The organism is Rhodococcus sp. Ni2, from assembly GCF_021352185.1.
In the GTDB taxonomy this organism is placed as follows: domain Bacteria; phylum Actinomycetota; class Actinomycetes; order Mycobacteriales; family Mycobacteriaceae; genus Rhodococcus_F; species Rhodococcus_F qingshengii.
In genome coordinates this window covers 254,129-276,531 of the sequence record NZ_WOXZ01000001.1, presented here as the reverse complement: position 1 = coordinate 276,531, position 22,403 = coordinate 254,129, and the positions used below count along the sequence as shown (strand labels likewise).

The window sequence follows — 22,403 nt, the reverse complement described above, 5'->3', positions numbered from 1 at the left end:
TCCGTCATGCCAGTATGAGTGACATGTCTTCACTCCCCGGTTCTACCGCGCAGCCAGGTCCGGCGCCCACCCTGTGTGGGCGTCCGGTCGCGGTCGACCGTGCACTGGTGATGGCCATCGTCAACCGCACTCCCGATTCCTTCTACGACCAAGGCGCGACGTTCTCGGATTCGGCAGCGATGGCTGCCGTCGACAGGGCCGTCGACGAGGGCGCCGATCTGGTGGACATCGGGGGAGTGAAAGCTGGGCCCGGTGACCTCGTCGACGCCGACGAAGAGGTCAGGCGAGTCGTTCCGTTCGTCGCCGCGATCAGAGCCAAGTACCCCGAGCTGATCATCAGCGTCGACACCTGGCGGAGCGGCGTCGCGCGGTTGGCACGCGTCGAAGGCGCCGACCTGATCAACGACACGTGGGCGGGTGCGGATCCCGACCTCGTCCTGGTTGCTGCCGAGACTGGTGCCGGGATCGTCTGCTCGCACACGGGTGGCGCGGTTCCGCGCACCCGCCCGCATCGTGTCCGCTACGACGACGTCGTCGCAGATGTGGTCACCGAGGTCGTGTCGGCGGCAGAGCGCGCCCTGGCACTCGGGGTTCCGCGTGACGCGATCCTGATCGATCCCACCCACGATTTCGGTAAGAACACCTTTCACGGGCTCGAGTTGTTGCGGAAAGTGGACGTTCTTGTAAACACCGGGTGGCCAGTGCTGATGGCGCTGAGTAATAAGGACTTCATCGGGGAGACTCTTGGTGTGGAGCTTTCCGAGAGGTTGGAGGGAACATTGGCATCGACAGCAATGGCCGCGGCGGGCGGCGCCCGGGTGTTCCGTGTTCACGAGGTGGCGTCCACCCGTCGAGTCGTCGACATGGTGGCCGCGATCCAGGGACGCCGTGCCCCGGTACGTACGGTTCGAGGTCTGGCATGAGCATCACCGGTGCGGGCCCGACCCGCGTATGGGCAGACGCCAACAGTTGGGACCATCCGAGTTGGACGGTCGCCGAGCTCGAACGGGCGAAGGGTGGCCGAACCGTCTCGGTGGTGTTGCCCGCACTCAACGAAGAGGACACCGTTGCCGCGGTGGTCGACACCATTCATCCGTTGCTCGGTGGCCTGGTCGACGAGTTGATCGTTCTCGATTCCGGTTCGACCGACAGAACCGCCGAGCGTGCTCGCGCTGCTGGAGCAACGGTGATCAGTCGTGAGAGCGCGGTCCCGTCCATCCCGCCGACTGCGGGCAAAGGTGAGGTGCTCTGGCGTTCGGTCGCCGCAACGACCGGTGATCTGATCGCATTCGTCGACTCCGATCTCATCAATCCCGATCCGGCGTTCGTGCCCAAACTGCTGGGGCCACTGCTCACGGTTGACGGCATCCATCTGGTGAAGGGCTACTACCGCCGTCCGCTGCGCGTGAGCGGCACGGAGGATGCCAACGGCGGCGGGCGAGTCACGGAATTGGTTGCGCGGCCCATGTTGGCCGCGCTGCGGCCGGAACTCACGTCGGTACTGCAACCGCTTGGCGGTGAATACGCGGGCACCCGTGAGCTGCTGTCCGCTGTCCCGTTCGCGCCCGGCTACGGCGTCGAGATCGGTTTGCTGCTCGACACGTACGACACGTTGGGGCTGGCGGCGATCGGTCAGGTCAATCTCGGCGTGCGCAAGCATCGCAACCGGCCGCTCGCCGACCTCGGCGTGATGAGCCGGCAGATCATCGGAACGATGCTCAGGCGGTGCGGGATCGAGGATTCGGGTGCCGGGTTGACCCAATTCCTGGTCGACGGCGATTCTTTCGTGCCCGAGACCACCGAGGTTTCGCTACTCGATCGACCCCCGATGAATTCGATAGTGCGCACCGCGGGGGTCTGACCGCTCACACTCGGGTATGGGAGTATCGGTCCATGATGACGATCCTCCTGTACCTGATTGTCATGGCTCTGGTCGGCGCGATGATCTTCCTCGCCGCCAGCGCTGTGTTCGGGCGCTCGGAAGAGCTGCCGCCGCTGCCTCCTGGCACGACGGCGACCGTACTCCCGGCAGAGGACGTCACCGGGGCGGATGTCGACGCGCTGCGTTTTCAGCAGGTGCTGCGTGGCTACAAGGCGAGTGAAGTGGATTGGGCCCTGCATCGCCTCGGGTTGGAAATCGATTCTCTGCGTGCACAACTGGGCCGTGACGAGCGGTCTGAGGTCCTGGTGAAAGCGGATGCTCCGGCCAAGGCAGAAGCATCGCAGGAGGAGCCTGAGACCGTATCCGAATCGAAGGATTCCCAGGGCTGATGGCCGACGGACTGGTTCGGTGCGGCTGGGTGGTCGAGACGCCCGGCGACACGCTCTACCGCGACTATCACGACGAGGAGTGGGGGCGTCCGCTGCACGGGCGCGACGAACTGTTCGAACGACTCGCCCTCGAAGCATTCCAATCGGGACTTTCGTGGATCACGATTCTGCGCAAACGCGAGGCGTTCCGCGAAGCCTTCGACGGGTTCGATCCGGACAAGGTCGCAGCGTACGGAGTTGCGGATGTCGAGAGATTGCTCTCCGATGCCGCGATCGTCCGCAATCGCGCGAAGATCGAGGCGACGATTTCCAACGCCCGAGTGCTCGTGAATTCGCCCGATCTGGACCTCGATTCGTTACTCTGGTCGTTCTCGCCGCCTCGACGCACCAGAAGACTGACATCAATTGCAGAGGTTCCCGCGGTCACTCCCGAGTCGACTGCCATGGCTAAGGAACTCAAGCGGCGCGGGTTCAAGTTTGTGGGTCCTACCACGGCTTATGCGCTCATGCAGGCTACCGGAATGGTCGATGATCACGTGGCTGATTGCTGGGTTCCGGTGCAGGTGTGACGGTCGACTGAACACCCCTAAATGTGACTCAGATTCCCGGTTCCCGCATCCATAGGGAACAATGGAGGGTACGAGCCTCGCTGATTGTTGGCGGGGCGCACCGTTAGTCGAGGCGCAGAGCAATGCAGCGCAGATCTGGAGGGAGCAGAGGATGGCGGCCATGAAGCCCCGGACCGGGGACGGTCCCCTCGAAGCAACCAAAGAGGGACGAGGAATCGTCATGCGGGTTCCACTCGAGGGTGGCGGACGCCTCGTCGTCGAGCTGACCCCGGATGAAGCTGCAGCGCTCGGTGTGGAACTCACGAACGTCACCAGCTAGTCGGGTCCAGGTTGTAGCAGTACGAACAACAGCACGTGATTGCACGCAGGCTCCGTATCCGTTTCGGTACGGGGCCTGAAGTGTGTGCGCACCGCCGGTAGCCGAAAGGACGGATCAATGCTTGCCGCCGTGATCGATCTTCTGTCCTGCCCACAGTGTGCTGCTGATCTGGAATTGGTGGACGGCGCCGCCGAGTGCGACCGCGGACATCGATTCGATATCGCTCGTCAGGGTTACGTGAGCCTGATCAGTGGCGGTGCCACGAAGTTCACCGGCGACAGTGCCGAGATGATTGCCGCGCGTGCACGATTGCTCGGCGCCGGCCACTTCGGCCCGCTGATGGATGCCGTCACCCGGGCCTGCGCGACGACGGCGGGGTCGGATCCCGCGCGGATCGTCGAAATCGGCGCAGGCACAGGACAATACCTCGCACACGTCGTGGATTCGCTGCCTGATTCTCGGGCGATAGCCTTGGACGTGTCCAAGTTCGCGGCCCGGCGTGCCGCGAAGGTCCACGAAAGAATCGGTTCGATCGTCGCAGACGTCTGGCAACCACTGCCCATACGCGGCGGAGCGCTCTCTCATGTGCTCTGTGTGTTCGCTCCTCGTAACGGTCCGCAGTCCCATCGAGTTCTCGCCGAAGACGGCGCTCTGGTGGTCCTGACGCCCACCGACAGGCATCTGCGCGAGCTGATCGACATTCTCGCGATGGTCCGGGTCGACGACCGCAAAGTGGAACGTCTCGAATCGTCGATGGCCGGATACTTCGAGCGTGTGAGTAGCGACGAGGTCGAGTTCACGATGTCACTCTCACACCAGGACGTCCTCGACTTGGTGGGGATGGGACCGTCGGCGAGACACCTGACGCCCGCCGATCTGGCTGCCGCCGTGGAGAAGCTGCCGCAGCCGAGTACCGTCACCGCGTCGGCGACGGTCTCGACCTATCGCAAGATCTGACGCGGATCAGCGTCTCGTGACGGCGTCCGCGTAGACCTCGAGCGTCTGCTTGGCGATTTCGGCCCAGGAGAACTCGTCGATCGCACGGATCCTGCCCGCACGACCCATCGCGTCGGCGCCTTCTCGGTCGGCGACAACGGCATTGACGGTGGCCGCGAGCGATTCCTCGAATGCGTTCGGCTCGTAGGCGTTGTAGTGCACGAGTCGACCGGTGACGCCGTCGGCGACCACCTCGGGGATGCCGCCGACGTCGGAAGCGACCACGGCGGTCTCACACGCCATGGCTTCGAGATTGACGATCCCGAGGGGTTCGTACACCGAAGGGCAGACGAATACCGTTGCTGCCGAAAGTATTTCCCTGATCTGCTCGGTCGGGAGCATCTCGCGCACCCAGTAGACATTGCCCCGGTGCCGGGCGAGTTCGGCCACCGCCTTCTCCGTCTCGGCGGCGATCTCCGGCGTATCGGGAGCGCCGGCGCAAAGCACGAGCTGAATCTCCGGGTCGAAGTGGTGGGCTGCCGCGACGAGGTGCCCGACGCCCTTCTGCCTCGTGATGCGTCCGACAAAGGCCACGATGGGTTTTGCCGGGTCGACGCCGATCGACGCGAGTGCGGACTGTGCTCCCGGCGCAGATCCCCCGGGATGCCATACCTCGGTGTCGATTCCGTTGCGGACTACGTGAACGCGACTCGGATCGACAGCGGGGTACGCGTCGAGGACGTCGAGTCGCATACCGGAACTGACGGCGATGATCGCGTCTGCGTGCTCGACGGCGTTGCGTTCGGACCACGACGAGATCCGATAGCCGCCGCCTAGCTGTTCGGCCTTCCACGGGCGTCTGGGCTCGAGTGAGTGCGCGGTGAGGATGTGCGGCACGTCGTAGAGAGCCGACGCGAGATGCCCGGCCAGTCCGGTGTACCAGGTGTGGGAGTGGACGATGTCGACACCGGCCGCGGCGTCCGCCATGCGCAGTTCGGTGGAGAGCGTCGTCAGGGCCGGGTTGGATCCGGCGAGAGCGGGGTCGGGAGAGTGGACGGTCGCGCCTTCGCGCGGGGCGCCCATGCAGTGCACGTCGACCTCGCACAGCCGTTTCATCTGAGCGACGAGCTCGGTTACGTGTACTCCTGCGCCGCCGTAGATCTCCGGCGGGTATTCCTTGGTCATCATCGCGACTCGCACGCGCTAAACCTAACCGCCCGTGGTCGATCCGGCTACCGATCACGTTATCCCCGACCGTTCGGAGGGGGACACGATCGGACCTCTCGGACTGCTTCGCTAGCGGGAGTTCACCAGTGCGGATAGGTTAGCGGTGTGAGAAGCCAGCCGCATGTGCTTGGAATCGTGCTCGCCGGGGGCGAGGGCAAACGCTTGTATCCGCTGACCGCGGACAGAGCGAAGCCCGCAGTGCCCTTCGGAGGTGCATATCGACTTATCGACTTCGTGTTGAGCAACCTTGTCAACGCGGGATATCTGCGTATTTGTGTGTTGACGCAATACAAGTCACATTCACTCGACCGCCACATTTCGCAGACGTGGCGATTGTCCGGGTTCGCGGGTGAGTACATCACCCCGGTCCCGGCCCAGCAGCGACTCGGGCCGCGCTGGTACACCGGCAGTGCCGACGCAATCCTGCAGTCGCTCAATCTCGTTTACGACGAGGACCCCGAGTACATCGTGGTTTTCGGTGCCGACCACGTGTACCGGATGGATCCGGAACAGATGGTTCAGCACCACATCGAATCCGGGGCAGGCGTGACGGTCGCGGGTATTCGTGTACCGCGAAGTGAGGCTTTTGCTTTCGGCTGCATCGACAGTGACGAGTCCGGACGCATCACCCAATTCCTGGAAAAGCCCGCCCATCCTCCCGGGACACCGGACGACCCCAATTCGACGTTCGCGTCCATGGGTAACTATGTGTTCACCACCAAGGTACTCGTGGACGCCATCCGCGCTGATTCAGAGAATTCCGATTCCGATCACGACATGGGCGGCGACATCATTCCCGCCTTGGTCGCCGCGGGTGAGGCGTCGGTCTACGACTTCAAGGACAACGTCGTTCCCGGTGCCACCGATCGAGACCGCGGCTACTGGCGTGACGTCGGTACCCTCGACGCCTTCTACGACGCTCACATGGACCTGGTGTCGGTGCACCCGATCTTCAATCTCTACAACCGTCGCTGGCCCATCCGCGGCGCCACCGAGAATCTCGCGCCCGCAAAGTTCGTGAAGGGCGGACTCGCGCAGGAATCGGTGGTCGGTGCGGGGTCGATCCTGTCCGCGGCGACCGTGCGCAATTCGGTACTCAGTTCCAACGTGATGATCGAGGACGGTGCGACCGTCGAGGGCAGCGTGCTGATGCCGGGTGTGCGCATCGGCAAGGGTGCCGTCGTACGGCGAGCGATCCTCGACAAGAACGTCGTCGTCGGTGACGGCGAAATCATCGGCGTCGATCTCGAACGTGACCGCGAACGATTTGCCGTCAGTCAGGGTGGCGTCGTCGCCATCGGTAAGGGCGTCTGGATCTAGAGCTTGCTCGCGCAGAGGAGGCCGTCACCGAGGGGGAGGAGGACTCGAATGAGTCGCTCGTCCTCGGTCACGGCCTTTGCCGCTTCTCGGACCGCAACCGTTGTCGCGTCGCGTGCGGAGCTGTCTGCAACGCGGCCGTCGGCCAGGGCGTTGTGCAGAACGATGACACCGCCGGAGCGCAGCAGGCGGACACCTTCGCGGACGTAGTGCGGGTGGTCGATCGCGGCGCAGTCGACGAATACCAGGTCGTAGCCGCCGTCGGCGAGCCGGGGAAGCACGTCGAGAGCCCGTCCGTTGATCAGGCGAGTGCGTGCCGGAGCGATTCCGCTTTCGCGGAAGGTCAGCTTGGCGGCCCGCTGATGTTCGGGTTCGCTGTCGATCGTGGTCAGGACGCCGTCGTCGCGCATTCCGTGCAGAAGCCACAGGCTGCTCACGCCGGCTCCGGTACCCACCTCGACGGCCGTCTTCGCGTCGAGCATCCTCGCGAACATCGCGAGCGTCGCACCGACGGCGGGCGTCACCGGATGGGCTCCGAGATCCAGCGCTCGATCTCGCGCCGCGGTCAAAATCTCGTCCTCGGAAACTACGTCCTCGACGTGGCGGAGTATCTGTTCGGCGTGGGTCACGCTCATGAGGTTATCGGGCGGTTCGGATTGTCGCTGCAAGGCGCGCAGTCACCAGGATTCTCAGGAATCCCTCAGGCTCCTCATATGGCGTGCACACCGCGATGAGAAAAGGTGTATACATCGCCGGATCGAAGATCGCACGGCGGTATCGATTTCTACCAAGTTGATCTTTCGCAGCTCGGTGATCGGGAACAAATCACAGCATCGGCTGGTTCTCCCGAATATCGCGCATCACGTGATTCGGACAACGCGGTGATCGAACTACGCGATCCCGAGCAGGAGGATCAACTTATTTACCAGGTCAACGACGAGCCTCGCCCTCGAGAGTCGGAAGTTTTGACGACGGAATCGGCTGTGGATTCCGAATTGATCGGCACTGCTGTGTTCGATGCAACTGGTGAGAAGTCCTCCATGCCGTCTTGGGACGAACTCGTGCGTCAGCACGGTGACCGGGTGTACCGCCTGGCCTACCGGTTGTCAGGCGATGCCCAGGACGCCGAGGACTTGACGCAGGACACCTTCATCCGGGTGTTCCGCTCGCTCTCCGATTATCAGCCCGGAACTTTCGAGGGCTGGTTGCACCGCATCACCACAAACCTGTTCCTCGACATGGTTCGCCGACGCAATCGCATCCGTATGGAAGCGCTGCCCGAGGACTACGACCGCGTTCCCTCGCCCGGTCCCGACCCCGAGCAGATCTACCACGACGCGCGCCTCGACGCAGGTCTGCAGGCCGCACTGGACTCACTCGCACCTGAATTTCGTGCCGCTGTCGTGCTCTGTGACATCGAAGGTCTGTCGTACGAGGAAATCGGTGCCACACTGGGAGTGAAGCTCGGAACGGTTCGTAGCCGTATCCATCGTGGGCGACAGGCGATTCGTGATCATCTGGCAGCGCAGCGCGCAGCCGAATCCGAACTCGTCGGTTTCTGACGGTCGGGTTCGAGCTACAGAGCGGGACGTGGTCAATCACCTGGAGGGACGAATGACGGAGGCGCGGGCACATCGCCAGTTCGGTTCGACCGAACATCTGGCCAGCGAGGCAATCGCTGCCTACGTCGACGGAGAACTCCGAATGCAGGCCTACTTGCGGGCCTCGCATCACATCTCGATCTGCGCCGAGTGCGCTGCGGCCGTCGATGCTCAGCAGCAGGCACGTGGTGCGCTGCGTCGAAGCGGCGAGATGACGATGCCGTTGTCCCTGGTGGGACTTCTCAGCCAGATTCCTTCGTGCAACAGTCCGACTACCGGGCCGAATTCGGAAAACGCCGACAGTTCCGTCGGTAATCAACCCGCCGGCTTCTCCACCATCAGCAAGAGGTTGTCCCGTCGCTGGCGCAAATGACGCCGCGCGCCAGCTTCCCGGCGCGGATCAGTGATACTGGACCATGTGACTGACGGAAAAAGGGGGCACTCCGGAGTGAGTTCGGATTCTTCGGCAAACGGTTCGGTGGACAGACCGGCAGATGCGCCGGTTCTCGACCCCCGTCCGGTCTATCGACCCCAGATCGATCCGGCCTCGCGCCAGGTGTTCGGTCGGCCGAGTGGAGTCGAGGGCTCGTTCACTCCGATTGCCACGCGATCGACCCCGTCTTCCGACGTCGTGATCGGGAATCCGGACCCGGTTCTGGCCGAAGCGTTCGGTCGACCGGCAGACGCCACCGAGTCGATCGGTCGCGATCCCGAGGCGTCGGCGAACAACACACCCGACGAAGAAACGCCGAGTGATCCGTGGCGTGATCCTGAATCCGCCGTCTCGCTGGGCAAGCCCGCAGAGTCCGAGGCGCCGGTGCAGTTGCCTCCCGCCCAGAAACTCGACGTGCGTGAGCTGTTGTTCGGTCGCAAGGTCGCCCCCTCGGCACTGGCCGCGCTTGCGGGCATTGCGCTTGTCATCGCTCTCGTCGGTGGATTGCTTGCCACTGTCATCACTGCCGATCGCAGTTCACTCACCAGCTCACGTGTCACGCTCGTTCAATCCGGCGGTGGGGAACAGCCGGAGTCTCAGGTGGCGAAAGTCGCCGACGCCGTACTGCCATCCGTGGTGTCGATTCAGGTCGCCGTCGGCGACCAGGGCAGCACGGGTTCCGGTGTGGTCATCGACGGCGCCGGATACATCGTCACCAACAACCACGTGATCTCCTCGGCCGTTCCGCCCGCTCAGGACGCGAAGATCCAGGTGATCTTCTCCGACGGAACCAAGACCGACGCCCAGATCGTCGGACGTGACGTCAAGACAGACCTCGCAGTGCTCAAGGTGTCGGCGAACAATCTGACGGTCGCTCAGCTCGGAAAATCCGAGGATGTTCAGGTGGGCGACGACGTCGTCGCCGTCGGCTCACCGCTCGGATTGAGCAAGACCGTCACCCGCGGAATCGTCAGTGCACTGAACCGGCCTCTGCGGTTGTCGGGTGAAGGCACCGACACCAACGCCGTCATCGACGCCGTCCAGACCGACGCGGCGATCAATCACGGCAACTCCGGTGGTGCGCTCGTCGACGATGAAGCCCGCGTCATCGGCATCAACACCGCAATGCTCAGTGAGTCCGGTGGTTCGGTCGGGCTCGGCTTCGCGATTCCGATCGACACGGTCACCGAGGTGGCGCAGACCATCATTCGCGACGGCAAGGTTCATCACCCCGACATCGGCGTGAATGCCCGCACCGCGGTCAATGACGCGACCAGTGGTGCTGCGGTGGCCAACGTGCGCGACGGCAGCCCCGCTCAACGTGCGGGGATCGTCGAGGGTGACGTCATCGTCAAGGTCGGTGACCGACCGGTGACAAGCGCCGACGAATTGGTGGTTGCGGTCAACGCGACGACCGTCGATCAGCCTGTCAACGTTCAGTTGATCCGCGACGGACGGCAGGTCGACATTTCGGTCACGCCGGTGTCGGACTGATCGGACCCTGCGATCTTCCTGTGAGGTTGATCCGGACATGCGCGCACCGAGCGAGCACACAGTAGGCTGACCCTGTGTTTGGCAACATCGGTTGGGGCGAGTTCATGATCCTCCTCGTAGCGGCTCTGGTCATCTTGGGACCTGAGCGGCTTCCTGGTGCGGTCTCCTGGGTCACGAAATCCCTGAGGCAGGTGCGCGAATATGCTTCGGGCGCTTCCAATCAGCTCAAGGAAGAACTGGGCACCGATTTCGAGGATCTGCGTAAACCGCTCGCAGATCTGAACAAGCTGCGCGGAATGACGCCGCGCGCTGTGATCACCCAGCACCTCCTCGACGGCGACGACTCCATCTTCACGGGCAACTTCGACAAGAAGCCGCAGAGCGGAGTGCAGGAGCCGAAGACGCTGTCGAAGGACAAGCCACTCACCGCCGGCGAACGTCCTCCTGTGGACTTCGACGCCACCTAGATTCGACATACGCAAGGGCGCCTGTCACCGATCGGTGACAGGCGCCCTTCCGTATGAGGGGGTTCTACAGGTTGCGAACCGTGTTGATACCGAGCGACATTCCGGCCAGCCCGCGCTGACGGACGGCCAACTTGTCGGCGATGTCCTTGAGTGCGATGGCTGCGGGTGAATCGGGAGCGCTGAGGACGATCGGCGTCCCGGCGTCGCCTGCCTCGCGGACGGACGGATCCAGCGGGATCTGTCCGAGAAGCGGAACCTTGGCGCCGACGGCCTTCGTGAGGCGATCGGAGACGGTCTGCCCGCCGCCTTCGCCGAAGACGTCCATACGGGTGCCGTCGGGAAGTTCGAGCCAGGACATGTTCTCGACGACGCCGGCGACGCGCTGGCGGGTCTGCAGGGCGATGGCGCCCGCGCGCTCGGCGACCTCTGCAGCAGCCTGCTGCGGTGTGGTGACGACCAGGATCTCGGCGCTCGGGATGAGCTGAGCCACCGAGATGGCGATGTCACCGGTGCCGGGCGGCAGATCGAGCAGCAGCACGTCCAGATCGCCCCAGAACACGTCGGCGAGGAACTGCTGGAGCGCGCGGTGCAGCATCGGTCCGCGCCAGACGACAGGTGTGTTGCCCTGGGTGAACTGCGCGATGGAGATCATCTTCACGTCGTGGGCGACGGGCGGCATGATCATGCGCTCGACCTGAGTCGGCTTGGCGTCGGTGCCGAGCATGCGGGGGATCGAGTGGCCGTAGATATCCGCGTCGAGTACACCCACGGACAGTCCGCGCGCGGCCATTGCTGCCGCGAGATTGACTGTCACGCTGGACTTTCCGACTCCGCCCTTGCCGGAGGCCACGGCGTAGACGCGGGTGAGTGAACCGGGCTGGGCGAACGGGATGACGGGCTCGGCGGAATCGCCGCGAAGCGACTTGCGAAGCTCGGTTCGCTGAGCGTCGTCCATGACGTCGAGTTCGACGCGAATCGCGCCGACCCCGGCGACATCGGCGACGGCCTTGGTGACGCGTTCGGTGATCTCGGTGCGCATCGGGCAGCCGGCGGTCGTGAGATAGATGCCGATGTCGACGCTGTTGTCACTGGAGAGGGAGATCCCCTTGACCATCCCCAGTTCGGTGATGGGTTTGCGGATCTCTGGGTCCAGAACTCGCGCGAGCGCGGAGCGAACGTCGGACTCGGTCAGTACAGACATGACTCCATGGTAAGTCCAGGTAGGTCAGTGGATGCGCGGCAGGTCCGATGCGGCGGGCACGATGCCGGTGGAGTACCCGAGCGACCAGGCCAGAACGTTGGCGACGTAGGCGGCCGAGTTGTTGTAGCGGTGGATCGCGGAGGCAACCTGGGTGACGTCCTGCATGTTGAGTCCGCCGTCGCACAGGTACTTGCCGGTGGTCAGTGCGGAGTCGAAAAGGTTCTGGGGGTCGGCGATTCCGTCACCGTTGCCGTCACCGGCGTATTGGTTCCACGTGGACGGGATGAACTGCATCGGGCCGACTGCGCGGTCGTAGACGGTGTCGCCGTCGAGGGCGCCGCCGTCGGTGTCCATGATGACGGCCTGGCCGGGGAGGCTGCCGTTGAGTGGCAGGCCGATCACGGGCTTGTAGAGGTTGCCGTTCGCGTCGGCGTCCTTGCCGTCGTTGGCGTGGCCGGATTCGACGCGGCCGATACCGGCGAGGAGCGTCCAGTGCATGTTGCAGTTGGGCTTCTCGACAGCGAGGATTCGCTCGGCGTTCTGGTAGGCGGCGACGCTCACGCTCGGGATTCCGAGTGCGCCCTCGGCCATCGAGGCGGGGAGCGGGGGAGTTGCCTGCACGGGAGCCAGCGGCGCGGGTTCCGGCGCGGGGGCGGGAGCCGGCTCGGCGATTGCTTCGACGGCGGGCAGAATCTGCGCCTGCGGTTCCTGCGTGGCTTGTGCGGCGGTGTCCACCGTTTCGGCGGAGCTGGTGTTGAAGAACGGGACCTTGGGAGCGGCGCCGGCCGTGTTAGCTGCGGTGACGAGTCCGATAGGGATGAGTCCGGTGAGCGCGATGACCGAATTTCGACGGATGTGCGAATCTGTCTTCTTGCTGTGCCGACCCACTGTGTATGCCTCCTGAACCTCCGCGAGGAGGTTTTCCGTTCAACTGACGGAGTCGAGGCTACCTGATTTGTTGCGTTTCCGTTATTCAACCGTGATCTAGAAGGGCAGTTTGGGGCATATGCACTGTTCTTTCGTGATTTTTCGGTTACAGAGCGGGCATGCCGGGCAGGCCCGGGAAGAACGGCACGAATGCCGGAGCCGGGGCCGGAGCGGGCTCCGGTGCGGGTGCCGGTGCCGGTGCGGGCTCCGGAGAGGGGGCGGCGGGTGGAGAGGATTCCGCGGGAGCCGCGTCGGTGGTGGCGGGTGCCGTGGCGGCCACTGCCATGCCCGGGATCGTGCACGGCAGAAGGATGCCGTCCTGCAAGGCGTCGAGGGCTGCGGGGTCCGGAAGGATCACACACATGTCGTCGGGCCAGCGCCATCCCTCGGCCGTCAGAATCGGCCACACGAGACCCCGTGATGTGAGGACGGGGAGCGGGATGATCGGACCGGGAGCTGCGTTCCGGGCGGCGTTGGGTCCCGGAGCGGGGCTGGTCGGCATGACGCCCGGCGGGATCAGTGCCTGGATCTCGGGTGAGAGTGCAGGCATGTCCGGCAGACCCGGGAAGAGGGGAGTGGTGGTCGGGGTCGGCGTCGTCGACGCTGATTCCTTGTCGCCGGCCGCCGGATCGGTAGCCGCAGCCGCGGCGAGTACGGCCGAAGCGGCGGAGTCTGCCGAGGCGGCGGCGTTGATCGCGGAGCTGCCGGTGTTGATGCCCGAGGTGTACGGCAGCTGACCGGAAGGAATGACACCGTTCTTGTATGCCGTCGACCACATGATCACGTTTGCTGCGTAAGCGGCCGAGTTGTTGTATCGCAGAACAGCTTTGGTCTCCTGGGCGACATCGCGCAGGTTGAGTCCGCCGCTGCAGAGGTACTTCGCTGCCGAGAGCGCCGCATCGAAGACGTTGTTGGGGTCCTTGATTCCGTCCCCGTTGCCGTCGCTGGCATATCCGGCCCAGGTGGCCGGAATGAACTGCATCGGCCCGACGGCGCGGTCGTGAGTGGGGTCGCCGTCGATCGCGCCCTTGTCGGTGTCCCGAATGACTTCGTTGCCTGCCAGCCGTCCGTCGAGGACGGGGCCGAGGATCGGGGTGACCGTCGTACCCACCGAGGTCGTCTTGCCGCCGTTGGCGTGACCGGATTCGATGCGTCCGATGCCGGCCAGAAGATGCCAGGGGATTCCGCATCCCGGTGCCTCGGTCATCATCACCAGCTCCGCGGAGCGGTACGCGTTCAGGACGATCTCGGGGATGCCCAGAGAGGTGAGGACGACGGCCGCAGCGTTGGGCGCTGCCGGGGCGCCGGCGACCGTATCGCTGGGCGGGGCCGATCTTTGCGTTCGGACCGTGCGGGGCGTCGGGAGGAAGTCGACAGAGTCCGGCTGCGCAATCGAGGCGGAGCCCGCCAGTGCGATCGGAACCTGTGACCCTCCGGTCGGTGCGCTTCCGGCAGTGAGGGCCGCTGGACCTGTGACGACGAGCAGTCCCCCCACCAGTGTGGATGCTGCAATCATTCCGCGTACTCGCACGATTCCCCTTTGCTGGCGCTCCCGCTCCGGAGTACCCACCGTGATATCCATATTGCTGTGACTTACGTTACATATCGGTCACGGTGCGTGCAGCAAAACTCAGCGAACGCTCAGCTAGTTGTGACTTTGTTTCGCAGTATTCGAGTCACGGTGCTTCTTCTTCGGGGTCGGTTCGCCGTCGGCAGCAAGGATCGACTTGATCTCCTCGAGCTCCCGTCGCAGGTAGTCGCGGGTGGCAACCTCGCCGACGGCGATACGCAGAGCTGCGAGTTCTCGGGCGAGGAATTCGGTATCCGCCTTGGTTTGCTCGGCGCGTGAGCGGTCCTCCTCGAGCGAGACCCGGTCGCGGTTCTCCTGACGGTTCTGGGCCAGCAGGATCAGCGGCGCCGCGTAGGCGGCCTGGGTGGAGAAGGCCAGGTTGAGCAGGATGAACGGGTACGGGTCCCACTGCAGGGCCACCGCGAACACGTTGATCAGGATCCAGACGATCACGATGATCGTCTGGATTGCGAGATAACGCCCGGTGCCGAGGAAGCGGGCGATGCGTTCACTGACGCGCCCGACAGCTTCGACGTCGAAATCGAGATTGAACCGGCGGCTTCCGCGAGGCGTTTCCAGTCGTTGCCGTGCGGTCGTGCTCGACGCCCGTTCGCTCATCGGAGTAGTTCCTCGTCGTCGGAGTAATCCTCACGCCAGTCTTCCGGCAGGAGGTGATCGAGCACGTCGTCGACCGTCACGGCCCCGATCAGGTGGTTCTCGTCGTCCACGACCGGCCCGCATACCAAGTTGTACGTCGCGAAATATCGGGTGACCGACGCCAACGAGTCGTCCGGGGCCAACCGGGGCATGTCGGTGTCGAGTAGTCCGCCTACCAGGCTGGCGGGAGGCTCGCGGAGAAGCTTTTGCAAGTGGACGCAGCCGAGATACCGCCCGGTCGGAGTCGCCGTCGGCGGACGTACGACGAAGACCATGCTCGACAGCGCCGGGGTCACGTCGTAGTTGCGGGCGCGGGCAAGGGCCTCCGCGACCGTCGTCGAGGCCGTCAGTACCACCGGTTCGGGCGTCATCAGACCACCGGCAGTGTCCGGGGAATGCTCGAGCAGGCGTCGAACAGGTTCGGAATCCTGCGGGTCCATCAACTGAAGCAGTGACTCGGCCTCGGTTTCGGGCAGCTCGCCCAACAGGTCGGCGGCGTCGTCGGGATCCATCGCTTCGAGTAGATCGGCGGCGCGTTCGACTTCCAGGTGCATCAGCAGATCGGTCTGGTCGTCCGCCGGCAGTTCCTGCACGACGTCGGCGAGGCGTTCGTCGTCGAGCGCCACGGCCAGTTCGTGGCGGCGCTTCTCCGGCAGTTCGCGCATGGCGTTGGCCACATCGGCGGGTCGCATGCCTTCGTACTGGAGAAGCAGGTGAGCTACGCCCTGGCCGGGGAGTGAGAGGTCGCTCTGGGTGAGGCCGGCGACGTGCTGCCAGTCGACGATGTGAATCGCCGCGCGTCGACCGAGGCGTCCGCGATGGCCGCGAACCGCGACCTTGGAGACCACCCAGTCTCGCGTCCGCGTCGATTCGATTCCGAGATCGACGACTATCGTGTCGACGCCGTGAAGCTCCTCGAGTTCCGGGTCGTCCACGCGCACATGCGAATCGAGTACCTGCGCCAGAGCGAGCACTTCGCCCGGGCGCTGGTTGAAGCGCCGCAGACTGACGTTACCGGTGGTGAGGGTGACTGCACTCGGTTCGATTGCTGTCACACGCAACATCGGAACGAAAATGCGTTTGCGCGTGAACATTTCGATCACCAGACCGAGAACGCGGGGTTGCTGGCGTCCGATGCGGACCGTGATGACGACGTCGCGCACACGACCGATCGATTCGCCGTCCGGGCCGAGTACAACCAGGCCGGCAAGCCTGGCTGCAAATACCTTGCCTGCTGCTGCCATGATTGCAAGGCTAATTCGTCCAGCGTCAAAATCTGCAACGGCGCCACCGAAAATCGAGAAGGGCAGTCCGCAATGACTTCACGCAACCGTTCCCGTCGATCGGTATTGGCAGTTCCCGGCAGCAGTCGGAAGATGATCGACAAGGCGAAGGGATTGCCCGCCGACGAGATCTTTCTCGACCTCGAAGATGCGGTGGCGCCGCTGGCGAAGCAGGCGGCCAGGGAGTCGATCGGCGACGCGTTGGCCGAGGACGGGTGGGGCAAACAGGTCAAGGTGGTCCGGGTCAACGACTGGACCACCGAATGGACGTATGCCGACGTCGTGGAGGTGGTGGGCCGCGCCGGAGCGCATCTGGACGCCATTCTGCTGCCCAAGGTTCCCGATGCGAGTCACGTCCAGGCGCTCGATTTGTTGTTGACGCAGGTCGAGAAGGCCAACGGTCTCGAGGTCGGCAGGATCGGGATCGAACCGCAGATCGAGAACGCGATCGGCTTGACCAACATCGACGCGATCGCCACCGCGAGTCCCCGCGTCGAGGCGCTCGTGTTCGGCCCGGCCGACTTCATGGCGAGCTTGAACATGCGAACTCTGGTCGTCGGTGAGCAACCGGACGGCTACGACCGCGGTGACGCGTATCACCACATCCTGATGACCATCTTGATGGCCGCGCGGGCGCACGGCGTCCAGGCCATCGACGGGCCGTACCTGCAGATCCGCGACGTCGAGGCTTTCACTCGGTCGGCTGCGCGAACGGCAGCGCTCGGTTTCGACGGCAAGTGGGTTCTGCACCCCACGCAGATCGAGGCGGCCAACGAGGTGTTCAGTCCGCGCCAATCCGACTACGACCGTGCGGAACTCATCTTGGACGCGTACGCGTTCCACACCTCGGCTGCCGGGGGAGGGCGGGGCGCCGTCATGCTCGGCGACGAGATGATCGACGAGGCGAGTCGCAAGATGGCACTGGTGATTTCGGCCAAGGGCCGCGCCGCGGGGATGACGCGCACCTCGGAATTCACGCCGCCCGAACACGCCTGACGCTCGCATAGCCGAACGAATCAGGTCTGTAAAGGGCACAATAGGGGGTAGATGTACTTGCGTCATCCGCGTGGATGACGTGCCCGAAAAGAGGAGCGCAGCCAGCCATGTCCAATCCGCTCGGTCAATCGTCGAATGGGTCGCGCCGTGGAGCGTTGCCGACACCGCCTTCGGGATGGCCCATCGGGTCGTACCCCACCTACGCCGAGGCGCAGCGCGCAGTCGATTACCTCTCCGATCAGGAATTCCCGGTTCAGGACGTCACGATCGTCGGCGTGAACCTGATGCAGGTCGAGCGAGTTCTCGGTCGGTTGACGTGGGCCAAGGTGATCGGTGGCGGCATCGTCTCCGGCGCGTGGCTCGGTGTCTTCTTCGGCCTGGTGCTCGGAATCGTCACCGGTGGTTTCCTCGCTCCGCTGATCGCGGGCATCGTGGGCGGCATCATCTTCGGTGTCATCTCCACGACGATTCCGTACGCCGCGACGCGTGGGCAGCGGGACTTCGCCTCGACGATGCAGTTGGTCGCCGGACGTTACGACGTACTGTGTGAGCCCAAGACGGCGGAGTCGGCGCGCGACCTGCTCGCCAAGCTCGCTATCTGACATTCTCACTCGGGCTGCCAATTTATGTGATCTCGGTTACTTTATGTACACGCGGGCGAGGTAGTACTCGCTTCCCGTGACCGTTTGCCGGACAAGGAAATAGGTCCCTTCTCCGGCAAAAGTGCCGATGTGTGGTGCGTCGGCCAGCCGTAACGACTGCGCCGTCTCGCCGCCCGAGGAGGACGGCTGTGCAGAACGAGAGATCGCGGGCGGGACAAAAGAAGAAATTGCGGGCGGGGCTGCTCGGCGCGGCAACATTGTTGTTGGCGCCCTTGCTCAGTGCGTGCGGATCGGACAATGACGACGGCGTGGTGCTGTCCTTCTACACCGCTGCCGACGGCGCCGAGCAGTATGCGGAGGCCGCCGCCAATTGTTCGGCGGCGTCGAACGGCGCGTACCGGGTCGAGCAGAAAACTCTGCCCAAGGGTGCCGACGACCAGCGACTTCAGTTGGCCCGGCGTCTGACCGGCAACGACAAGTCACTCGATCTGATGACGCTCGACGTGGTGTGGACTGCCGAATTCGCCGAAGCGGGATGGGCATTGCCGCTTCCTGACGACGTGGCGGCCGAGGTCAGCAACGGGACGCTCGAGGGTCCGCTGGAGTCGGCGAAGTGGCAGGACCAACTCTATGCGGCGCCATTGAACACCAACACCCAATTGCTCTGGTATCGAAAGGATTTGATGCCGGACGGGCAACCACCCCAGACCTGGGATCAGATGATCGACATCTCCGAAGGCCTGGCCGCGGAGGGGCGCCCCAGCTGGATCGGTGTGCAGGGCAAGCAGTACGAAGGATTGATGGTCTGGTTCAACACCCTTCTCGCCAGTGCCGGCGGATCGGTGGTGGGGCCGGACGGAACAACCGTGACGGTGGCCGACGGTGATGCTGCCCAACAGGCGCTGACCGTCATGAAGCGCGTCGCTACCGCCAAGGGTGCGGATCCCTCGATCTCGCAGGGGGATGAAGCGTCGTCGCGACTGGGTATGGAGAGCGGCAAATCTGCCTTCCAGGTCAACTGGCCGTTCGTGCTGCCCGGCATCATGGAGAACGCCGAGAAGGGCGATCTGCCGTACATCGACGACAAGGGCAACGTCACCAGTGAGAACACCGGAAACACGGTGCTCACGGTGAACGGAGAACGGAATTTCCTTGCCGCTCCGTATCCCTCGGTGATCGAGGGTAAGCCGGCCGAGGTCACGATCGGCGGCTTCAACGTAGCGGTGGCCAAGACCAGCCAGCATCCGGACCTCGCTTTCGATGCGCTCACCTGTCTGCGTAACGAGGAGAATCAGCGCAACAACGCGGTAGCCGGTGGCGTTCCGCCGACTCTCGAGAGCCTGTACGACGACCCGGCGTTTCAGGAGGCGTACCCGGCGTGGCGTGAGGTTCGCGACAGCCTGGACACCGCTTCGGTTCGTCCGGTTTCTCCTGCCTATCAGAGTATTTCGACGCTCATCACTGCCACGCTGAACCCTGTGGGAAACATCGATCCGGAATCGACCGTGAACGATCTTGCCGAGCAGGTACGCAAGGCAGTCAATTCCGAGGGGCTGATTCCGTGACGATCGACAGCGAAAATTCGGGAGCTGCACCAACAGTCGCGACGGCATCGCCGGAGCCGAAGCACTCCGCGAAGTCGAAGATGTCGGACGGAAAGGCGGCCGAGCGTCGCCTCGGTCTCTGGCTGGTGGCCCCGGCCGCGATTCTCATGATCGCGGTGACCGCATATCCGGTGGTCTACGCCGTGTGGCTGAGTTTGCAGCGCTACGACCTGCGCTTCCCGGATCAACGAAAGTTCGTGTGGTTCGACAACTACGTGTCGGTGCTGACCGACGGTTACTGGTGGCAAGCGTTCGCGGTGACGACGTCGATCACGGTTGTCTCGGTCGTCATCGAGTTCGTTCTCGGACTGACCATCGCACTGGTGATGCACCGAACGATCGTGGGCAAGGGGCTCGTCCGCACCGTTGTGCTCATCCCGTACGGCATCGTCACCGTCGCGGCGGCATACAGCTGGTACTACGCGTGGACGCCGGGGACCGGCTACCTCGCCAATCTCCTGCCCGACGGCAGTGCGCCGCTCACCGACCAGATCCCGTCGCTCGCGATCATCGTCCTTGCCGAGGTCTGGAAGACGACGCCGTTCATGGCGCTGCTCCTGCTCGCCGGCCTGGCGCTCGTGCCCGATGACCTTCTCAAGGCGGCTCAGGTGGACGGCGCCGGTGCGTGGACCCGGTTGGTACGCATCATCCTTCCGCTGATGAAGCCCGCCATCCTCGTCGCTCTGCTGTTCCGCACACTCGACGCGTTCCGCATCTTCGACAACATCTACGTGCTGACGAAGGGAGCGAACGACACCGGGTCGGTGTCGATTCTGGGTTACGACAATCTGTTCAAGGCATTCAACTTGGGTATCGGATCCGCGATCAGCGTGCTGATCTTCGTGTGTGTGGCAGTGATCGCGTTCATCTTCATCAAACTTTTCGGTGCTTCGGCTCCCGGATCCGATACGGAAGGACGCTGACATGACCGTGACTCCCAGACTCAAGATCAGCTGGTCCGTCGTCAACCTTCTGGTCTTGCTGTACGCGTTGGTTCCCGTCCTGTGGATTGCGAGCCTGTCCTTCAAGCCCGCCGGAACCATCAAGGACGGCAAGTTCATTCCGGAGAAGTGGACCCTGGACAACTACCGAGGAATCTTCGACACCAGCGCCTTCACCAGTGCTCTGATCAACTCCATCGGCATCGGACTCATCTCGACGGTCATCGCCGTGGTGATCGGAACCATGGCTGCTTACGCGATTGCGCGCCTGGATTTTCCGGGCAAGAAGCTGCTGGTGGCTGTTGCCCTGCTGATCGCGATGTTCCCGCAGATTTCATTGGTGAGCCCGCTGTTCGACATCGAACGACGGCTCGGGCTCTTCGACACCTGGGCCGGACTCATCCTGCCGTACATCACCTTTGCGTTGCCGTTGGCGATCTACACGCTCTCGGCGTTCTTCAAAGAGATTCCTTGGGAACTCGAAAAGGCGGCGCAGATGGACGGCGCGACGCCGGGGCAGGCGTTCCGGAAGGTGGTGGCTCCACTGGCCGCGCCCGGCATCGTCACTGCGGGAATCCTGGTGTTCATCTTCTGCTGGAACGACCTGTTGTTCGCGATTTCGCTGACGTCGACCGAACGCTCCATCACCGCCCCCGCGGCCATCGCGAACTTCACCGGCGCTTCACAATTCGAGGAGCCCACCGGGTCGATCGCCGCGGCCGCCATGGTCATCACCATTCCGATCATCATCTTTGTTCTGTTCTTCCAACGTCGTATCGTGGCCGGGCTTACTTCCGGCGCAGTGAAGGGATAAGCCTGTGGCCGAGATCGTGCTGGACAAGGTGACCAAGCTGTACCCGGACGGAGCCAAGGCGGTCAGTGATGTCGACATCACCATCGCCGACGGAGAATTCATCATTCTCGTGGGCCCGTCCGGTTGTGGAAAATCCACGACGCTCAACATGATTGCCGGGCTGGAAGACATTTCGACCGGTGAGTTGCGGATCGCGGGTGAACGCGTCAACGAACGCGCCCCCAAGGACCGCGACATCGCGATGGTGTTCCAGTCGTATGCGCTGTATCCGCACATGACGGTGCGCCAGAACATCGCTTTCCCACTGACATTGGCGAAGATGTCCAAGGACGAGATCAACGCCAAGGTCGACGACGCTGCGCGGGTCCTCGACCTCACCCAGCATCTCGATCGCAAACCGGCGAACCTGTCGGGCGGTCAGCGTCAGCGTGTGGCGATGGGACGCGCAATCGTGCGCAGCCCGAAGGCGTTTCTCATGGACGAGCCGCTTTCCAACCTGGACGCCAAACTGCGCGTGCAGATGAGGACGGAGATCGCCCGTCTGCAGCAGCGACTCGGTACGACAACGATTTACGTGACCCACGACCAGACCGAGGCGATGACGCTCGGCGATCGGGTAGTCGTGCTGCGCGGCGGAATCGTGCAACAGATCGGTGCGCCGCAGGAACTCTACGATCGACCGAACAATCTGTTCGTGGCGGGGTTCATCGGGTCCCCGTCCATGAACTTCTTCCCCGGACAGTTGACGGCCGACGGCGTCAGCACGCCGATCGGCGATGTTCGCCTGCCCGCGGCGGCGCAGTCGAAGATCTCGGGCAGCGGCTCGGGCAAGGACGTCGTGGTCGGTATCAGGCCGGAACATTTCGAGGACGTGGCGCTGGTCGATGCAGCGCAGAAGCCGCACGGTGGGACGTTCACCGTCGACGTCGACGTGCTGGAATCGATGGGTTCGGACAAGTACGCGTATTTCCTCGCTGGTGGCCCCGCCGTCAACTCTCGTGAACTCGAGGAACTCGCCGCCGATTCGGGAACGGCCGTCGCTGGTGGCGGTCAACTGGTTGCCAGGCTCTCGTCCGAGTCCACGGTGGCCCAGGGCAGGTCTGTCGATCTCTGGTTCGATCCCGCCAAGATCGCAGTGTTCGACGGCGGTACGGGAGCCAATCTGCTGCTGTGA

General features: G+C 63.8%; 24 protein-coding genes. 17 read left to right on the top strand and 7 right to left on the bottom strand.

Translation table 11 applies throughout. The features are described 5' to 3' along the window. Window positions 1–23: 23 nt before the first annotated feature. The 6 genes from folP to GN300_RS01215 all read left to right on the top strand — a co-directional run bounded on the left by folP (window position 24) and on the right by GN300_RS01215 (window position 4,116). Complete coding sequence (gene folP / locus GN300_RS01240) at window positions 24–923, top strand: dihydropteroate synthase (protein ID WP_063316870.1); 900 nt, start codon at window positions 24–26, stop codon at window positions 921–923. Next, complete coding sequence (locus GN300_RS01235) at window positions 920–1,861, top strand: glucosyl-3-phosphoglycerate synthase (RefSeq protein ID WP_003945188.1); 942 nt, start codon at window positions 920–922, stop codon at window positions 1,859–1,861. Before folP ends, GN300_RS01235 begins: the two co-directional genes overlap by 4 nt. 32 nt (window positions 1,862–1,893) lie before the next feature. Further along, on the top strand, window positions 1,894–2,271 hold the full coding sequence (locus tag GN300_RS01230) for a DivIVA domain-containing protein (protein ID WP_003945181.1): 378 nt from the start codon (window positions 1,894–1,896) through the stop codon (window positions 2,269–2,271). Then, window positions 2,271–2,840, top strand: a complete 570-nt coding sequence (locus tag GN300_RS01225; protein WP_030536943.1) for a DNA-3-methyladenine glycosylase I — start codon at window positions 2,271–2,273, stop codon at window positions 2,838–2,840. Before GN300_RS01230 ends, GN300_RS01225 begins: the two co-directional genes overlap by 1 nt. Before the next feature lie 151 nt (window positions 2,841–2,991). After that, window positions 2,992–3,159 (top strand): DUF3117 domain-containing protein, encoded by a 168-nt coding sequence (locus GN300_RS01220; RefSeq protein WP_003945169.1) that lies wholly within the window; start codon window positions 2,992–2,994, stop codon window positions 3,157–3,159. 117 nt (window positions 3,160–3,276) lie between these two features. Next, the gene (locus tag GN300_RS01215; RefSeq protein WP_058228132.1) at window positions 3,277–4,116 is read left to right on the top strand and encodes a putative RNA methyltransferase; all 840 of its coding nucleotides are present in this window, start codon (window positions 3,277–3,279) and stop codon (window positions 4,114–4,116) included. Between the two features lie 6 nt (window positions 4,117–4,122). Here the strand turns inward: GN300_RS01215 and glgA are convergent, their stop codons facing one another. After that, window positions 4,123–5,295: a glycogen synthase gene (gene glgA / locus GN300_RS01210; RefSeq protein WP_063316840.1), complete on the bottom strand. Its 1,173-nt coding sequence runs from the start codon at window positions 5,293–5,295 to the stop codon at window positions 4,123–4,125. Between the two features lie 132 nt (window positions 5,296–5,427). On the opposite strand from glgA, the gene glgC reads away from it, so the two are divergent. Next, window positions 5,428–6,642 carry a glucose-1-phosphate adenylyltransferase gene (gene glgC / locus GN300_RS01205; protein WP_003945185.1) on the top strand — a complete coding sequence of 405 codons (1,215 nt, stop codon included), beginning with the start codon at window positions 5,428–5,430 and terminating at the stop codon, window positions 6,640–6,642. On the opposite strand, the gene GN300_RS01200 is transcribed toward glgC, so the two are convergent. Beyond that, window positions 6,639–7,274, bottom strand: coding sequence for an O-methyltransferase (locus GN300_RS01200; protein ID WP_007736091.1), 636 nt, complete (start codon window positions 7,272–7,274; stop codon window positions 6,639–6,641). The two genes, glgC and GN300_RS01200, sit on opposite strands and share 4 nt — an antisense overlap. Window positions 7,275–7,604: 330 nt before the next feature. On the opposite strand from GN300_RS01200, the gene sigE reads away from it, so the two are divergent. From sigE to tatB, 4 genes are all read left to right on the top strand, one after another. Beyond that, window positions 7,605–8,201, top strand: a complete 597-nt coding sequence (gene sigE, locus GN300_RS01195; RefSeq protein WP_029255812.1) for an RNA polymerase sigma factor SigE — start codon at window positions 7,605–7,607, stop codon at window positions 8,199–8,201. Window positions 8,202–8,253: 52 nt separating this feature from the next. Further along, complete coding sequence (locus GN300_RS01190; protein ID WP_003945180.1) at window positions 8,254–8,613, top strand: hypothetical protein; 360 nt, start codon at window positions 8,254–8,256, stop codon at window positions 8,611–8,613. A 75-nt stretch (window positions 8,614–8,688) separates the two neighbouring features. Then, window positions 8,689–10,167: a S1C family serine protease gene (locus tag GN300_RS01185; protein ID WP_063316841.1), complete on the top strand. Its 1,479-nt coding sequence runs from the start codon at window positions 8,689–8,691 to the stop codon at window positions 10,165–10,167. A gap of 74 nt (window positions 10,168–10,241) precedes the next feature. Continuing rightward, complete coding sequence (tatB, locus tag GN300_RS01180; protein ID WP_003945177.1) at window positions 10,242–10,634, top strand: Sec-independent protein translocase protein TatB; 393 nt, start codon at window positions 10,242–10,244, stop codon at window positions 10,632–10,634. 64 nt (window positions 10,635–10,698) lie between these two features. Here the strand turns inward: tatB and GN300_RS01175 are convergent, their stop codons facing one another. The 5 genes from GN300_RS01175 to GN300_RS01155 form a co-directional block, all read right to left on the bottom strand. Continuing rightward, on the bottom strand, window positions 10,699–11,835 hold the full coding sequence (locus GN300_RS01175; protein WP_003945178.1) for an Mrp/NBP35 family ATP-binding protein: 1,137 nt from the start codon (window positions 11,833–11,835) through the stop codon (window positions 10,699–10,701). A 24-nt stretch (window positions 11,836–11,859) separates the two neighbouring features. Continuing rightward, complete coding sequence (locus GN300_RS01170) at window positions 11,860–12,723, bottom strand: lytic transglycosylase domain-containing protein (protein ID WP_003945171.1); 864 nt, start codon at window positions 12,721–12,723, stop codon at window positions 11,860–11,862. Window positions 12,724–12,868: 145 nt separating this feature from the next. After that, window positions 12,869–14,332 carry a lytic transglycosylase domain-containing protein gene (locus GN300_RS01165; RefSeq protein WP_225320098.1) on the bottom strand — a complete coding sequence of 488 codons (1,464 nt, stop codon included), beginning with the start codon at window positions 14,330–14,332 and terminating at the stop codon, window positions 12,869–12,871. A gap of 75 nt (window positions 14,333–14,407) precedes the next feature. After that, window positions 14,408–14,950 (bottom strand): DUF1003 domain-containing protein, encoded by a 543-nt coding sequence (locus GN300_RS01160; RefSeq protein ID WP_003945067.1) that lies wholly within the window; start codon window positions 14,948–14,950, stop codon window positions 14,408–14,410. Beyond that, on the bottom strand, window positions 14,947–16,233 hold the full coding sequence (locus GN300_RS01155) for a magnesium transporter MgtE N-terminal domain-containing protein (protein WP_003945077.1): 1,287 nt from the start codon (window positions 16,231–16,233) through the stop codon (window positions 14,947–14,949). Before GN300_RS01155 ends, GN300_RS01160 begins: the two co-directional genes overlap by 4 nt. 72 nt (window positions 16,234–16,305) lie before the next feature. Between GN300_RS01155 and GN300_RS01150 the strand changes: the two genes are divergently transcribed. The 6 genes from GN300_RS01150 to GN300_RS01125 all read left to right on the top strand — a co-directional run bounded on the left by GN300_RS01150 (window position 16,306) and on the right by GN300_RS01125 (window position 22,403). Further along, the gene (locus tag GN300_RS01150) at window positions 16,306–17,268 is read left to right on the top strand and encodes a CoA ester lyase (protein ID WP_003945087.1); all 963 of its coding nucleotides are present in this window, start codon (window positions 16,306–16,308) and stop codon (window positions 17,266–17,268) included. Between the two features lie 107 nt (window positions 17,269–17,375). Then, window positions 17,376–17,870 carry a general stress protein gene (locus tag GN300_RS01145; RefSeq protein ID WP_003945065.1) on the top strand — a complete coding sequence of 165 codons (495 nt, stop codon included), beginning with the start codon at window positions 17,376–17,378 and terminating at the stop codon, window positions 17,868–17,870. Window positions 17,871–18,097: 227 nt separating this feature from the next. After that, window positions 18,098–19,435: an ABC transporter substrate-binding protein gene (locus GN300_RS01140; protein WP_030536939.1), complete on the top strand. Its 1,338-nt coding sequence runs from the start codon at window positions 18,098–18,100 to the stop codon at window positions 19,433–19,435. 80 nt (window positions 19,436–19,515) lie between these two features. After that, complete coding sequence (locus GN300_RS01135; protein ID WP_044480569.1) at window positions 19,516–20,397, top strand: carbohydrate ABC transporter permease; 882 nt, start codon at window positions 19,516–19,518, stop codon at window positions 20,395–20,397. Window position 20,398: 1 nt separating this feature from the next. Further along, complete coding sequence (locus GN300_RS01130; RefSeq protein WP_003945075.1) at window positions 20,399–21,229, top strand: carbohydrate ABC transporter permease; 831 nt, start codon at window positions 20,399–20,401, stop codon at window positions 21,227–21,229. A gap of 4 nt (window positions 21,230–21,233) precedes the next feature. After that, the gene (locus tag GN300_RS01125; protein WP_003945069.1) at window positions 21,234–22,403 is read left to right on the top strand and encodes an ABC transporter ATP-binding protein; all 1,170 of its coding nucleotides are present in this window, start codon (window positions 21,234–21,236) and stop codon (window positions 22,401–22,403) included.